Here is a 13,949-nt window from a genome sequence, read left to right as displayed (position 1 = left end):
ATGACCGCGAGTAGTGGCACAGATCATCTCTGCGGAATGTCGTTGGCCATCGACGCCGTGGGCGGCAAGTGGAAGCTGCACCTGATGTGGGTGTTGGCCGACGGGCCGGTGCGCTTCGGCGAGATCCGGCGCAAACTCGACGGCGTGAGCGAGAAGGTGCTCTCGGAGAACCTGCGGCAGATGGAGGCGAGCGGCATCGTGCACCGCGAGCTTTATCCGGAGATTCCGCCGCGCGTCGAGTACTCCCTGACGGAGCTCGGCAAGGATTTGAGCGCCGCCTTGGAGCCGCTAGAGAAGTGGGGCGACCGGAACCGCGCCGAACTGCTCGACCGAAACTGCCTCAGCTAGAGCCCGTAGCTCTTTCCGATGAGATCCAGGCAGATCTCGTCGGTACCGCCACCGATGCGATTGATGCGGGCGTCGCGCCACATCCGTTCGATTTCGTATTCGGTCATGACTCCCGCGCCGCCGTGTATCTGCAGGCATTCGTCGGCGACTCTCCACGTGACCTGGCTGGCGAACAATTTTGCCTGCGAGATCTCGCGGACCGGATACTCGCCGTTGGCGAATCGCAGCACGGTCGCATACGTGAGCTGGCGCGCCGCGTCGATTTCGGTGGACATCTGGGCGAACTTGTGGCGCAGCGCCTGGAATTTCCCGATCGGTTTTCCGAATGCCTTGCGCTCCGAGGAATAGCGCAATGTCTTGTCGAACATTGCCTGGGCGGCGGCCACTGCGCCCGCGGCCATCACGAGGCGCTCCGCTTGTAGTTCAGACATGATGTGGAAGAAACCTTTGCCTACCTCGCCGACCACCGCGGTGGCGGGCACCCGCACGCCATCGAAGCTGAGCAGGCCGGTATCGGAGGACCGCAACCCCATCTTCGAGAGCGCACGCGCCTTGGTGACTCCCGGCAGTGACAGATCGACGAGGAAGAGGGTGAATCCGTGGTGTCCCGCGTCGGGATCGGTCTTGGTCAACAGCAGGATGTAGTGGGCGCGAATACCGTTGGAGATGAACATCTTGGATCCGGTGATGAGGTAGTCGCCGGTGGATTCCTCACGTACGGCGCGGGTCCGGATGGAGGCGACATCCGATCCGCCTTCGGGTTCGGTGATGCCCAGCGCGAAGATGACGGTGCCGGCACAGGCGCGCGGCAGAAACTGCTGCTTCTGTTCGTCGGTGCCGAGTGCGTTGAGCACCGGCATCACCAGTGAGGTGTTGACGCCGATCCCGGTACTCACGCCGACGGGGCACGCCCGCGAGAGTTCCTCGGTCAGCACCAGTGCGCTGTAATAATCTCCGCCCTGTCCGCCGTATGTTGCCGGCACGTTGATCCCGAGGAATCCCGCCTTGCCCATCGCGGTGAAGACGCTATCGGGGAAGGTGTTCTCCTCCCACTCTTGGTTGTGGGGGACAAATTCGCGTTCGAGGAATCCGCGGATGGATCGACGTAGGGCTTCGTGATCCTCGGTGAAAAGGAAATGCCTTCTCGCGCTGTCGAAATTGGGCTTGAGAACGGCAGTCATCTGGTTCCTCTCGGTCTGGCGCGGTGAGGTCCACCGATCATGGCATTTGACTGTACGGACGGTCAAATATAGCTTTGGCGATCACACGCTCCGGAGCGGGAGGGCCTGAACATGGCAACGGCGAGTGACCTCGATGCGGTTCTTAGCGACCTGCAGATGGAGACGGAGGATCTGAAGGCGCTTATAACGCCGATGACCTCGGACCAATGGGCGCTTCCGACGCCGGCGGTCGGCTGGAACATCGCCCATCAAATCGCCCATCTCGAGGCTGGGGACCATGGCGTGTTGTTGTCCATTCGCGCACCGGATGTCTTCGCCGAGTACGTGGCCGAGGCATTGGTGGATCCGATCGGTGTCATCGAACGCCAGACCGCGGACGCGGCCAACAGGCCGAGGGAACAGCTGCTGGCGAAGTGGCTTGCCCAGCGCGCAGAACTTGCCGAGGCGCTTCGGGGGTATCCGGTGGGGCAGAAGATTCCGTGGTTCGGGCCACCCATGAGCCCTACCTCCATGGCGACAGCCCGGCTGATGGAGACCTGGGCGCATGGGCGCGATGTCGCCGATGCCCTGGGGGTGAGACGGCCTGCGGGTTCGGGGCTTCGGCATATCGCCAACCTCGGGTATCGCACCCGTGACTTCGCATTCTTGATCAACAACCTCGCGCCGCCCGCCGAGGCCTTCCGGGTGGAGATCACCGCCCCCGACGGAGATCTGTGGGCATGGGGACCCGGGGATGCTGCACAGCGGGTGACGGGGGCCGCCGAGGACTTCTGCCTGCTGGTCACCCAACGTGCGCATCGGGACGACCTGGACGTGACGGCGGAGGGCGACGACGCGTTGCGCTGGCTCGGCTTTGCGCAGGCGTTCGCGGGCCCTCCTGGTGTTGGGCGCCGAGCACTTCGGGCGAATTAATCTTGACTGTACGGACGGTCAGTCGTATGTTGGGATGAATTCACCCCAACCAGAAGGACCGCGGGCATGGGCTATTTTGCCGATTCGCAAGAGGTTTACCGGTACATCGGCCAGGCATTCCGCCTGGCGCAGGAGGATGCGCAGGCAGGGCCGAAACTGCGTGCCGCCAACGTGAAGGTCAGGCTCGACTTCACCGATCCGCAGGCCACCTTGAACGTGCGGTTCGCGGAGCCGGAGATCCAGGTGATCGAGGGTGGGAATGACACCGAGCAGCCCGATATCCTGCTGCGGATGTCGGCCGATAACGCCGACAAATTCTGGCGGGGCGAATACAACGCGGCACTCGGACTTGCCAAGGGTGAGGTGAAGGCGCGCGGACCGGTCAGCAAGGTGCTGCGCCTGCTTCCGTTGGCCAAACCCGTCTTCCCGCTGTACCGGACGCTGGTGGCGGAGAAGGACGCCCGGAAGAGCGCGCAGTGAGTATCACGACCATCGCGGCGGTGCTGAGGTCCGCCGACGGGCCGTTGACGCTCGACGAGGTCACCCTCGACGATCCCGGGCCCGGTGAGGTGGCGGTGCGGATCGCAGGCGTCGGCGTGTGCCACACCGACTTTCTCGCGCGGACTCCGGTTGCCGCCCCGCCCCTTGTCCCGGGGCACGAGGGGGCCGGAGTCGTGGAGGCCGTCGGAGCCGGAGTCGCCGGACTGACAGTCGGTGATGCCGTGGTGCTTTCCTTCGACTCCTGCGGGCACTGCCACAACTGTCGCGGTGCACATCCCGCCTACTGCGACACCTTCTGGGTTCGGAATCTGTCCGGCTTTCGGGCCGATCGTCCGGTCACCGCGCGAGACGGCGGTGGAAATCCATTGGGAGCCAATTGGTTCGGTCAGTCGTCGTTCGCCGAGGTGGCCGTGGTGAAGGCGGGCAACGCGATCAAGGTCGATAGTGATCTGCCCGTCCACCTTCTCGGCCCGCTGTCGTGCAGCATCCTCACCGGTGCAGGCTCGGTCTTCAACGTGCTCGCGGTCGAGCCAGGTTCGAGTGTCGCCATCTATGGCGCCGGCGCCGTGGGTCTGGCCGCCGTCATGGCCGCAAAGGTTGCGGGAGCATCGACCATTGTGGCCGTCGATAAACGACCCGAGAGGCTCGCACTTGCCGAGAAGCTGGGTGCCACACATGTACTCACCGCAGAGGAGGGCGGAGTCGCCCGCAGCATTCGGACCGTGGCGCGCGGGGGAGTGCAGGCGGTTCTCGATACCACCGGAAACCCGCGGGTAGTGGCCGATGCCGTCGACGCCCTCGCCATGCGAGGTGTCTGCGGTTGCGTCGGCACGCAGCTCCAACCGTTCTCGCTCAACCCGGGCCAGATGGTCGGCAGGACCATCACGGGCATTCTGGAGGGGGACGCGGTACCGAATCTGCTGATTCCCAGGCTCATTCGCCTCTGGCGGGACGGGAACTTTCCGTTCGACGAGCTGGTCACCTTCTTCCCGTTCGACGAGATCAACGAGGCCGAGGCCGCAACTCGGCGCGGCGATGTGGTCAAACCGATTCTGCTGCCGACAGGAGACACACGATGACATCCGACTACGACTCCCTGTACATCGGAGGCAAGTGGCGCACTCCGGCCTCGGAAGACCGGATTGAGGTGTGTTCTGCCGCTACTGAGGAACGCATCGGAAGCGTTCCCGCCGCCACGGTCGTCGACGTCGACGCGGCGGTGGACGCGGCGCGCAATGCATTCGACGACCCGACGGGGTGGAGCACCTGGCTGCCCCGGGAGCGCGCCGACGTGCTGCGTACCTTCGCCTCCGAGGTGAAGAGTCGTGCCAAGGACATCGTGACGGCCGTCAGCAGTCAGAACGGTATGCCGGTCGGGATTGGCCGGTTCAGCGAGGGGGCCGTACCCGCGAAGATGCTGCGGTACTACGCGGATATGGTCGAGCAGACCCCCGCCAGCGACATGCGGGTCTCACTTGTCCAGGGGCGCACCGAGGTTCGTCGTGTGCCGGTGGGTGTGGTCGGGGCCATCGTGCCGTGGAACTTTCCGCAGATCCTCACCTTCTTCAAGCTGGCACCCGCGCTGGCTGCGGGGTGCGCGGTGGTTCTCAAACCTTCCTCCGAGACTGTCCTCGATGCCATGCTGATCGCCGAGGCCGCCGAGGCCGCGGGGTTACCGGCCGGAGTGCTGAACGTCGTCCCCGGGCCGGGCCGCACTGCCGGGGCGCGGCTGGTCGAGCATCCGGGCATCGATAAGATCGCGTTCACCGGGTCCACGGCGGCGGGGCGGTCGATCGCTGAAACCTGTGGACGACAACTCAAACCAGTGACTCTCGAGCTCGGTGGCAAGTCGGCGGCGATCATTCTCGACGACGCCGACCTGTCCACTGTCATGGCGGGGTTGTTCGCCGTGACGCTCATCAACCAGGGGCAGGGGTGCTATCTGTGCACCCGCATCCTGGCTCCGCGGTCTCGGTACCAGGAGGTGGTGGATGCTGTCACCGATATGGCCAAGTCGCTGAAGATCGGTGACCCGCTGGATCCGTCGACCCTGATCGGTCCGGTGGCCAGCTCGGCCCAGCGGGACACGGTGGAGAGCTACATCGCCAAGGGGCTTGCCAAGGGTGGGCAGGTCACCACGGGCGGCGGCAGGCCGGCGGGCTTCGATCGTGGCTGGTATGTGGAGCCCACTGTCTTTGCGGGCCTTGATAACTCGGCGGTGGTATCGCGCGAGGAGATATTCGGCCCGGTGCTCACAATCATTGAGTACACGGACGACGACGATGCGGTGCGCATCGCCAACGACTCGGACTACGGTCTGGCGGGCACGGTGTGGACGCGAGACCTCGATCGTGGCATCGCGGTCGCCGGCCGGATCCAGAGCGGATCAGTTGGTGTCAACGGTTACACCATGGATCACGGCGCACCGTTCGGGGGCCTCAAGGACAGCGGTATCGGCAGGGAACTGGGTCCGGAGGGACTCGCGGCATACCAGCAGTACAAGTCCTTGTATTTGCCGTGACGAGGTAAAATCGACCGATCGTACGGTTAGTCGAGCGAAGGCACAGGTATTCAGATGGCGGGTAGGCGCGACGAGATTCTCGAGACGTTCATCCGTCATGTTGCCGAACGCGGTTATGACCAGACGAATCTCGGCGACATAGCCGGCGAGCTGGGTATGTCCAAGGGCACCATCGTGCATCACTTCGGCACCAAGGCTCAGCTGCTGCGTGAGCTCGAAGAGACCTACATGACCAACCATCTCGAAGCGGTTCGAGTGATGTGGGAGCAGTTGCCGTCCCCTGCGGAACGAATTGCCGCGATGATCTACGCCTCCACCATGGTGCAGGTCTCCTCGCGGGCCGCCACCGTCGCCAGCCAGCGCGAGGTGGTCAAGCTCTCGGACGATCCGGCCATGCAGGAGGTACGCAAGATCCGCGGGGAGCTCCAGGCGAACGTTGCCGAGGAGATTCGGAAGGGCGTGAAGAGCAAGACATTCCGGAGGATCGACGCAAATCTGGCCACCCTGCAACTGCTCGGTTCGTTGCAATGGATGTGGGTGTGGTTCAACCCTGACGGTGCGCAGTCCACCGAGGAGGTCGGGGCCTCCTTCGTCGACATATTTCTGGGTGGCCTACTGGTGGACCGCTACGGTTTGCCCTCGCTGGCCGATCCCAAGGGGCATGTCGTAGACGTCGTGCGCAAAGCGCTGGCGAGCGCGGCAGGCGGTCAGGAATAGCCGACGCCGCCCACGTGAATCTCGTTGTTCTTGTGAGGGATTGACGACATCGCACGCTCGGCCAACGCGGTGATGGTGAGGCTCGGGTTCACTCCGGGGTTGTAGGGCACCGCCGAACCATCGGTGACCAGCATGTTGTGATACCCGTACACGCAGTGGTCGGCATCGATGACGCCGGTTTCGGGCGTGGCACCGATCACCGCACCTCCCAGGATGTGCGCCGTGAACGGGATGTTGAGCGCCTCGGTGGTCCACAGCGAGGGGATGGCGTCGTACTTGGCTGCCAACGATTCCAGCATGTCGTACATGGCAGGAATGTAGGTGGGATTGGGGATTCCGGTGTCCTGCTGGGTCTGCAGCCGCACTCCCCGGCCGAACCGCTTGCGTTTCGGCCGGAGCGATATGACTCCGTCGCGGTTCCACATCGTGCCCAGCAGCATCGAACGCCGCGACCATCCGCGGAAATCATGGGAGCGGATCGCGGCGAGCGGATGCCGCAGTATCGTTCCGAGTAGCTTGAGCGGCCGGGTGAGCTGAGTGCCGTCACCGCTGAGTGGCGAGAGTAGCAGGCTGTACGCATCGCCGACGCCGCCCAGGGTGAAGGCCTCGAAATGGATCTCGTCACCCGAGAGCAGGCTGCCGGTGATGGCGACGCCATCGGTGAGGTTGGTATTCCTGTCGCGCAAGGTGATTGCGCCGACCGACTCGGCGTTGGTGCGCACATCGCGTCCCACACGCGGGCTCAGGCGGGGGAGCGCGCCCGATGCACGGCAATCGGCCAATAGTTGGTTGGTGCCCACCGCCCCTGCGGCGAAAACTACTCCGCGCGCGCGAATTTTCCGCGGGCGACGGCGCAGCCACGAGCCGGGGTTGCGGACCGAGACGATGTAGCCCTCGCTTCCATCGGCGGCGCCCGCCGGACGAACCTCGGTGACGAGGCTGTCGGGGAGAACCCGCACTCCTCTGCGCTCGGCGAGGTGCAGGTAGTTCTTGTCCAGGGTGTTCTTGGCGTCGTCGCGGCAGCCGATCATGCACTTGCCGCAATGAGTGCAGCCACGTCGATCCGGTCCTTCGCCGCCGAAGTACGGATCGGGGACCAGCTTTCCGGGCTCACCGAAAAAGACACCCACCCGGGTGGGGTGGAAGCCGTCGGGCCCGATGCCGAGGGACTGGCCGGCCGATATCAGCATCGCGTCGCGGGTGGATCGACGCGGCTGGTCGGCGACGCCCAGCATGCGCTCTGCCACATCGTAATATGGTTCGAGATCCACTGGTATGCCTGCTGATTCGCTGAGACTGGCACGAAACTTCGGGGTGGCGCGATACAGGGTCTGGCCGTAGACAAGGCTGCCACCACCGACCCCGGAGCCGCTGATGATGGAGATGTCCTTGAACATCGTGATCCGCAGCATGCCCCGCAGCCCGAGCTTGGGCATCCATACGTATTTACGCAGATTCCAGCTGGATTTGGGCAGGTCCTCGGGGCGGAAACGGCGGCCGCATTCGAGCACTGCCACCTGGTAGCCGCGTTCGGCCAGCCGGAGCGCGGCGACGCTGCCGCCGAATCCCGACCCGATGACCACCCAGTCGACTTCGGCACCGTCGGTGGTCGTGTCCATGTGGTCTCCTCGGGCTGTGTGGTGGCCAAATTTCGGTATTGACTGTACGGCCGGTCAGTACGATAGTGTAGACAAGGTTTGGCGAGGAAGAAAGGTCCGAAGTGACGGAGATCGACACCATCGAACGATTCGATACGGGCGTCACGAGGGTTCCGCACTATGCAATGTTCTTGGGCGGCAAGTGGATCGACACTGCTGATCGGTACGAGATCCGCAGTCCGGCATCCGAAGAGGTGATCGCCACGGCCGCGCGCGGATCGGTGGCCGATGCTGATGCCGCGGTGGCCGCGGCGGTGGCGGCCCATCGTGACGGTGCGTGGCGGACGACGTTGCCGGCACGTCGCGCCGAGATCCTGCGTTCAGTGGCCGACCGCTTCGCCGAGCGGAGCTACGATCTCGCCGCGATCCACGCCCAGGAGATCGGTGCCACCATCAGGGCGGCCGAGCCCTTCCATTTCGGTGCGGCATTGGGCTACATGAACTACTTCGCCGACGCGACGGCGAGCTACAAATTCCAGCGCGGTGGGCCGATGATCAGCCCGGTCCTGGCGACCGGGATCATCAGGCGCGAGCCCATCGGCGTGTGTGCAGCGATCGTGCCGTGGAATATTCCGCTGCCGCTGGCAGTTTGGAAGATCTTCCCGGCCCTGGGGGCCGGCAATACCGTAGTGGTCAAGCCCGATGAGACCGCGCCCCTCATGCTCCTGGAACTGGCGCGCGAGTTGGAGGCGGCCGGATTGCCCGCGGGTGTCTTCAACGTAGTCACCGGCGACGGTGAGACTGTGGGTGCCCGGCTCGCCGATCACCCCGATGTGCGCAAGATCGGGTTCACCGGGTCCACGGCGGTGGGCAAGGAGGTGATGCGCCGCGCCGCGGGAAACGTCAAGAACGTGACCCTGGAGCTGGGCGGTAAGGGAGCCAATATCGTCTGTACCGACGCCGATATCGACACCGCGGTCGACGGTTCGCTTTTCGCGTTTCTCACCCACTCCGGACAGGGGTGCGAGTCGGGGACGCGGCTGTTGCTTCCTGAATCGCTCCACGACGATTTCGTGGAGCGCATGGTGCGCAGGGTGGCCACGCTCAAGTTCGGCGATCCGATGGACTACGACACCGACCTCGGGCCGGTGCATTCCGCGGAGCATCGCGACCGGATCCTGGCGTACATCCAGCAGGGTCTGGATGAGGGTGCGACACTCGCGTGCGGCGGGGGAAGCCCGAATGGACCGTTGTTCGACAAGGGCTTCTGGGTGGAGCCGACGATCTTCACCGACGTTACCAACGACATGACGATCGCCCGCGAGGAGATCTTCGGGCCGGTCCTGTCGGTCATCAAATATCGGGCTCTATTGCCATGAATGTGGGTCGGGTGGGGTGTGCTATGTCTCGCGTGGCGGAGTGGTCTGGGCGCACGGGTAGCTCATAGGTTCGAAAGCTCCTACACCTCGTACCAAGGAGCTTGCCCGTGCGCGCGACCACTTTACTCAACCGTGTCCTCGACCTGCCGAAGACCACGGTCCGCGACGTCGAGTGCGGCGACAAGGTGACGGTGTGGGTGCGCCCGCAACAGCGGGTGATGTCCTGTCCGCATTGCGATTTCCGTACCCGGCACCGCTACGACACACGGATGGTGGATTCGGCGTGGCGGCACCTGGACCTCAGTGGGCGGGTATGTGTGCTCAAACTGCGGCGACGTCGGTTGCGCTGCCCCGAGCACGGTGTCCTGGCCGAGTCAGTGCCGTTCGCGCGGCCGGGATCGGGGTTCACCCGCGACTTCGAGGACCTTGCGGTCTGGCTGGCCGCCAAGTGTGACAAGAAGACGGTGTCGACGTTCTGCCGCGTCACGTGGCGCACCGTCGGGGCGATGTGTTCGCGCGTCGTGGCCGAGAAACTGGACCCCGACCGGCTGGCCGGGCTGGTCGACATCGGCGTCGATGAGATCTCCTGGCGCAAGCACCACAAGTATTTGACTTTGGTGTCCGACCACGACACCGGCACAATCGTGTGGGGTGCGCCGGGCAAGAAGGCAGCCACTCTCGACGCGTTCTTCACCGCGGCCCTACCCGCCGATGGCGCGAAGAAGATCGAGGCCGTGTCGATGGACCTCGGGCCGGCATTCGCGAAATCCGTTCGCGCACATGCCCCGCAGGCGGTGATCTGCTTCGATCCGTTCCATGTCGTCAAACTAGCCACCGACGCCCTCGACGACGTTCGCCGTCAGGTATGGCAGTCCGCGCGCAAACTGTCGGACAAGCAGATCGCCAAAACCTACAAGGGAGCCCGCTGGGCGCTGCTGAAGAACCCCGAATCCCTCACCGACACACAGAAAGCCACCCTCGCCCAGCTCAAACGCGAGGGCGGCGCACTGGTCCGCGCCTACGAACTGAAGGAATCGCTGCGGGCGGTGTTCGCCGGGGATCTTGACGCCGACACCGTCACCGACATGCTCGGGAAATGGTGCTCATGGGCGCAGCGGTGCCGGATCCCGCAGTTCGTCAAGGTCGGCCGAACCATCAACAAACACCTCGATGGCATCCAAGCCGCGGTGGAGCGCGGACTGGCCAACGGCCGCCACGAAGGGCTCAACAACAAGGTCCGGTTGATCATCCGCAGGGCCTACGGCTTCCACAACGCCGAGAACGCGCTCGCCATGATCATGCTCGTCTGCGGACCGGTGACCCTCGAACTCCCATACCACACATGAGGTCATCCACATTCATGGCAATAGAGCCAAATATCGGACGATCGACGAGGCCGTCGCCATCGCCAACGACACGGAATATGGCCTCTCGGCGGGTGTCTGGACCAGGGACATTCAGCAGGGTCTCGATATAGCCGAGGCCCTCGAGGCCGGCATGGTGTGGGTGAACGACTGGCATGTCGTCTATCCGGGATACCCCTTCGGCGGCATGAAGCAGAGCGGGATCGGACGGGAGGGCGCCGAGGACGCCCTTGACGCGTACACCGAACCCAAGATGGTCACCGTCGACCTGTCCGGCGGAGTCGACGGCAAGGCCTACGGAATGCTCTTCAGCAGCTAGAAATTGGAGATTCGATGACTACCCCTCAGACACTTCCGCGCGCATTCCAGGGCCACGTTGCCGAACGTCCGGATGAGCTCGCGCTCAGTGCCTTTGGCAGGGACTACGTATTGACCTGGGCGCAGTACGGCGCCGAGGTCGAGCGAGTGGCCGGCGGTCTGGCCGAGCTGGGTCTGGGCCGTGGCGATGTCCTGGCGACATTGCTCACCAATCGGCCCGAGTTCAATATCACCGAGTTGGCGGCGAACCATCTGGGAGCCACCACCTTCTCGATCTACAACACCTGCTCCGCCGAGCAGATCCACCATCTGCTGACGGACTCCGCGGCGAAGATTGTGGTCACTGAGCGCCAGTACGTCGACACCGTGAAGGCATCGGGTGTCGGCATCGAGCATCTGCTGGTGGTCGAGGACGGCGACTTCGAGAGGCTACAACCCCCTGCGGGATTCGACTTCGCTGCGCGGTGGCAGGCCGTGCAGCCCGACGACGTGCTGTGCATGATCTACACCTCGGGCACGACCGGTCCGCCGAAGGGCGTCGAGCACACCCATCGTGGGGCGTTGGGCATGGCCGGGTCGCTTGCCGCGACGTTCCCGCTGGGGCCGGGAGATACCACCATCTCGTATCTCCCGTCAGCGCACGCTGCCGATCGATGTGTCTGCCACTATCTGGCAGTCGCCACCGGCGCCCACATCGTCACGCTCTCGGATGCCGCGCAGCTTCCGCAGGCACTGCCGGAAGTGCGCCCCAGTGCCTTCGCCGCGGTACCCCGCATGTGGGAGAAGCTGAAGGCCGGTGTGGAGAGGCAACTCGACGCCATGCCCGGGTTGCGGGAGGCCTTCGAAGCGGATACCCCCGAGGTGATCGCCGCAGTCCGTGAGCGCCTGGGACTCGACAAGGTGCGCTGGGCGTTGTCGAGCGCAGCGCCGATTCCATTGGGTGTCTATGCCTTTCTGCAACGGTTGGGTATCCCGGTGAGCGAGATCTGGGGCATGTCGGAGACGGGAATCGCCACCGCGGCCTCACCTGAGCGTGCACGCATCGGCACGGTGGGTACCGTGATGCCGGGTTATGAGACGAAGGTACTCGAGGACGGTGAGCTGTTGGTGCGAGCGCCGTTCATCATGCGCGGCTATCGGAATCTTCCCGACAAGACTGCCGAGGCAATCGACGCCGAGGGCTGGATGCACACCGGCGATATCGTCACTGTGGATGACGACGGCTACTTCACCATCGTCGATCGCAAGAAGGAGCTCATCATCAATTCCGGGGGAAAGAACATGTCCCCCACGAATATCGAGAATGCCATTCGCACCGAGTCGCCGTTGGTAGGTCCGCTGATCGCCGTCGGCGATCGTCGGCCCTACAACGTCGCGGTGGTGAGCCTCGAGGCCGACGCTGTGCGGGTTTACGCGGAGAAGCTGGGTTTGGCCGCAGATCCGGCAGCCCTGGCCAAGGACCCGCGAGTGCTCGCCGAGGTTCAGCGGGCTGTCGACGCCGGCAACGCTAAACTTGCGCGTATTGAGCAGATCAAGCGATTCGCGGTCGTACCCGACACGTGGGAGTCCGGAGGGGAGTTCCTCACCCCGACAGGAAAGCTCAAGCGCCGCGTTATCACCGACAACTACGCCGCCACTATCGACGATCTGTACGGCGCTCCCGCTAGCTAGCCGACAACGCGTCTTCGACGATGTCGAGCGCCTCCGCGATATGTACGGAGAGCCGCTGCGAATGCGGCAGCGCGTCGGGGCATGCGGTGACGGTGAAGCACAGCTGGTCCACCCAGCTCGTCACCGTGACCACCAGCGCGTGGCCGTTGGCGATGATTGTGGTGGCGTGCAGGGCATCAGCATGGGCTCCGTTCCAATACAACGGCACCCGGATGCCGGGAACATTGGACAGCCCCACATTGAACATGGGCAGCTGATGCCCGGTTCCGGTGGCCATCGACACGATGAATGGGGCCAGGGCCAGCGTGCTGTAGCCGAGGGCATCGGCGCCGAGTCCCAGAAGATGCTGTTTTCCGGCCGTCGTGGAGCTGACGATACGGTTTGCGCGCTCCGGGATATCGGATGTCTCGGTGGCAAGGTCGGCGAAGATGAAACTGATCATGTTGCCGGCATTCTCGGCAAGCTGCGGGTTGACGGTATCGCGCAGCGAGGCAAGGACACCCGCCACCAAGGGGCGGTCCGGCAGTGCATCGAGCTCGATGAGATAGCGGCGCAGCGCCTCCGACAGGATCAGTGCGACAGTGTCATTTACGGTTCCGCCGATCTGAGCTGAAATCGATTGCACACGTGGCAGGTCGATGATTTGTGTCGACATCCGGCGGCGCTGGGTGATGGGCCGATTCAGTATGGATTCGGGCGGTGCATAGGGTGCGACGAGCCCGTTGTCGTGCGGGCCGTATGCCGCGATCGTGGACAGCGTTGCTTTACCGACAGCAGTGGCCGAGGAAATCGTGTTCCGCACGGTGGACAGTGTTTTCACCGGCGACCAGCTGCGCCCCGGTGAGGCTTTGGGTCGCGTGGGTTGCGGGGGCTCGGCTGCCCAGATCGGTGGTATCCCGACCGTCGACGAGTCGGTGGTGAGCCATCGGCGAATTGTCTTGAGCGCAGTCATTCCGTCCATCAACGCGTGATGCATCTTGACCAGGACGGCGTACCGTCCTTCGGCAAGACCCTCGATCAAGTGGAACTCCCACAGCGGCCGGGTGAGATCGAGTGGCTCGGTGACGATTCGGGACACGGTGAGTGCCAACTCCCACTCGCCGCCCGGGGCTGGGAGCGCCGTGTGGCGGAAGTGGTAGTCGATGTCGATATCACTGGGAGGAAGCACTTTCCATGCCGGAGCGAGCCGGTCGGTGAGATCTCGAGAGGGTATCCAGCTGAATCGGGGAGCCGTGACCGGAAACTGGCGAAGCTGATTGGCAAGCTGCTGCATGTGGTCGTGTGCTGGGTGCGATCCCGGGGTGAAGGTCAACAGAATGGACCCGTGCTGCGGCGATTCCTGCCGCTCGGCGAGTAGGAAACCGGCGTCGAGCGGGGCCATGCGGATCTTGCTGCTCATCTCGGGCTCACTTCTTATTGACTGACCGGCCGTACGGTCA

At 64.2% G+C, this 13,949-nt stretch carries 13 protein-coding genes; 10 read left to right on the top strand and 3 right to left on the bottom strand.

Annotated elements, in window-relative coordinates:
- Window positions 1-348 carry a winged helix-turn-helix transcriptional regulator gene (locus tag ABG82_RS20645; protein ID WP_043076609.1) on the top strand — a complete coding sequence of 116 codons (348 nt, stop codon included), beginning with the start codon at window positions 1-3 and terminating at the stop codon, window positions 346-348.
- Here the strand turns inward: ABG82_RS20645 and ABG82_RS20640 are convergent.
- Entirely contained in the window at window positions 345-1,529 is a 1,185-nt protein-coding gene (locus ABG82_RS20640) for an acyl-CoA dehydrogenase family protein (RefSeq protein WP_043076610.1), read from the bottom strand. The genes ABG82_RS20645 and ABG82_RS20640 overlap by 4 nt on opposite strands.
- Window positions 1,530-1,640: 111 nt before the next feature.
- On the opposite strand from ABG82_RS20640, the gene ABG82_RS20635 reads away from it, so the two are divergent.
- The 5 genes from ABG82_RS20635 (at window position 1,641) to ABG82_RS20615 (ending at window position 6,180) form a co-directional block, all read left to right on the top strand.
- The gene (locus ABG82_RS20635) at window positions 1,641-2,441 is read left to right on the top strand and encodes a TIGR03084 family metal-binding protein (RefSeq protein ID WP_043076611.1); all 801 of its coding nucleotides are present in this window, start codon (window positions 1,641-1,643) and stop codon (window positions 2,439-2,441) included.
- A 66-nt stretch (window positions 2,442-2,507) separates the two neighbouring features.
- Window positions 2,508-2,921: an SCP2 sterol-binding domain-containing protein gene (locus ABG82_RS20630; protein ID WP_043076612.1), complete on the top strand. Its 414-nt coding sequence runs from the start codon at window positions 2,508-2,510 to the stop codon at window positions 2,919-2,921.
- Entirely contained in the window at window positions 2,918-4,021 is a 1,104-nt protein-coding gene (locus ABG82_RS20625) for an NAD(P)-dependent alcohol dehydrogenase (RefSeq protein WP_043076613.1), read from the top strand. The genes ABG82_RS20630 and ABG82_RS20625 overlap by 4 nt, the downstream gene beginning before the upstream one ends.
- Window positions 4,018-5,463 carry an aldehyde dehydrogenase gene (locus ABG82_RS20620; protein WP_043076614.1) on the top strand — a complete coding sequence of 482 codons (1,446 nt, stop codon included), beginning with the start codon at window positions 4,018-4,020 and terminating at the stop codon, window positions 5,461-5,463. The genes ABG82_RS20625 and ABG82_RS20620 overlap by 4 nt, the downstream gene beginning before the upstream one ends.
- A gap of 54 nt (window positions 5,464-5,517) precedes the next feature.
- Window positions 5,518-6,180: a TetR/AcrR family transcriptional regulator gene (locus ABG82_RS20615; protein ID WP_043076615.1), complete on the top strand. Its 663-nt coding sequence runs from the start codon at window positions 5,518-5,520 to the stop codon at window positions 6,178-6,180.
- On the opposite strand, the gene ABG82_RS20610 is transcribed toward ABG82_RS20615, so the two are convergent.
- Entirely contained in the window at window positions 6,171-7,799 is a 1,629-nt protein-coding gene (locus ABG82_RS20610) for a GMC family oxidoreductase N-terminal domain-containing protein (RefSeq protein WP_043076616.1), read from the bottom strand. The genes ABG82_RS20615 and ABG82_RS20610 overlap by 10 nt on opposite strands.
- A gap of 101 nt (window positions 7,800-7,900) precedes the next feature.
- Here ABG82_RS20610 and ABG82_RS20605 point away from each other — a divergent pair, with 101 nt between their 5' ends.
- The 4 genes from ABG82_RS20605 to ABG82_RS20590 all read left to right on the top strand — a co-directional run bounded on the left by ABG82_RS20605 (window position 7,901) and on the right by ABG82_RS20590 (window position 12,510).
- Window positions 7,901-9,157: an aldehyde dehydrogenase family protein gene (locus ABG82_RS20605; RefSeq protein WP_052510931.1), complete on the top strand. Its 1,257-nt coding sequence runs from the start codon at window positions 7,901-7,903 to the stop codon at window positions 9,155-9,157.
- Window positions 9,158-9,264: 107 nt separating this feature from the next.
- A complete protein-coding gene (locus tag ABG82_RS20600) occupies window positions 9,265-10,503 on the top strand; it encodes an ISL3 family transposase (protein WP_043080596.1) in 1,239 nt (412 codons plus the stop codon).
- Window positions 10,504-10,507: 4 nt separating this feature from the next.
- Complete coding sequence (locus ABG82_RS27900) at window positions 10,508-10,840, top strand: aldehyde dehydrogenase family protein (RefSeq protein ID WP_080890276.1); 333 nt, start codon at window positions 10,508-10,510, stop codon at window positions 10,838-10,840.
- Between the two features lie 14 nt (window positions 10,841-10,854).
- Window positions 10,855-12,510: an AMP-binding protein gene (locus ABG82_RS20590; RefSeq protein ID WP_043080551.1), complete on the top strand. Its 1,656-nt coding sequence runs from the start codon at window positions 10,855-10,857 to the stop codon at window positions 12,508-12,510.
- Here ABG82_RS20590 and ABG82_RS20585 read toward each other — a convergent pair.
- Window positions 12,503-13,909, bottom strand: a complete 1,407-nt coding sequence (locus ABG82_RS20585; RefSeq protein ID WP_052511155.1) for a wax ester/triacylglycerol synthase family O-acyltransferase — start codon at window positions 13,907-13,909, stop codon at window positions 12,503-12,505. The genes ABG82_RS20590 and ABG82_RS20585 overlap by 8 nt on opposite strands.
- Window positions 13,910-13,949: the final 40 nt, after the last annotated feature.

The sequence above is a fragment of the Mycobacteroides immunogenum genome, assembly GCF_001605725.1.
Lineage (GTDB): Bacteria > Actinomycetota > Actinomycetes > Mycobacteriales > Mycobacteriaceae > Mycobacterium > Mycobacterium immunogenum.
This window is presented reverse-complemented; position numbering and strand designations above follow the sequence as displayed.

Excerpts from the sequence above, each read along its gene's own strand:
- ABG82_RS20645 (WP_043076609.1), top strand. The coding sequence starts at position 1 with ATGACCGCGAGTAGTGGCACAGATCATCTCTGCGGAATGTCGTTGGCC.
- ABG82_RS20640 (WP_043076610.1), bottom strand. The coding sequence starts at position 1,529 with ATGACTGCCGTTCTCAAGCCCAATTTCGACAGCGCGAGAAGGCATTTC.
- ABG82_RS20635 (WP_043076611.1), top strand. The coding sequence starts at position 1,641 with ATGGCAACGGCGAGTGACCTCGATGCGGTTCTTAGCGACCTGCAGATG.
- ABG82_RS20630 (WP_043076612.1), top strand. The coding sequence starts at position 2,508 with ATGGGCTATTTTGCCGATTCGCAAGAGGTTTACCGGTACATCGGCCAG.
- ABG82_RS20620 (WP_043076614.1), top strand. The coding sequence starts at position 4,018 with ATGACATCCGACTACGACTCCCTGTACATCGGAGGCAAGTGGCGCACT.
- ABG82_RS20615 (WP_043076615.1), top strand. The coding sequence starts at position 5,518 with ATGGCGGGTAGGCGCGACGAGATTCTCGAGACGTTCATCCGTCATGTT.
- ABG82_RS20610 (WP_043076616.1), bottom strand. The coding sequence starts at position 7,799 with ATGGACACGACCACCGACGGTGCCGAAGTCGACTGGGTGGTCATCGGG.
- ABG82_RS20590 (WP_043080551.1), top strand. The coding sequence starts at position 10,855 with ATGACTACCCCTCAGACACTTCCGCGCGCATTCCAGGGCCACGTTGCC.
- ABG82_RS20585 (WP_052511155.1), bottom strand. The coding sequence starts at position 13,909 with ATGAGCAGCAAGATCCGCATGGCCCCGCTCGACGCCGGTTTCCTACTC.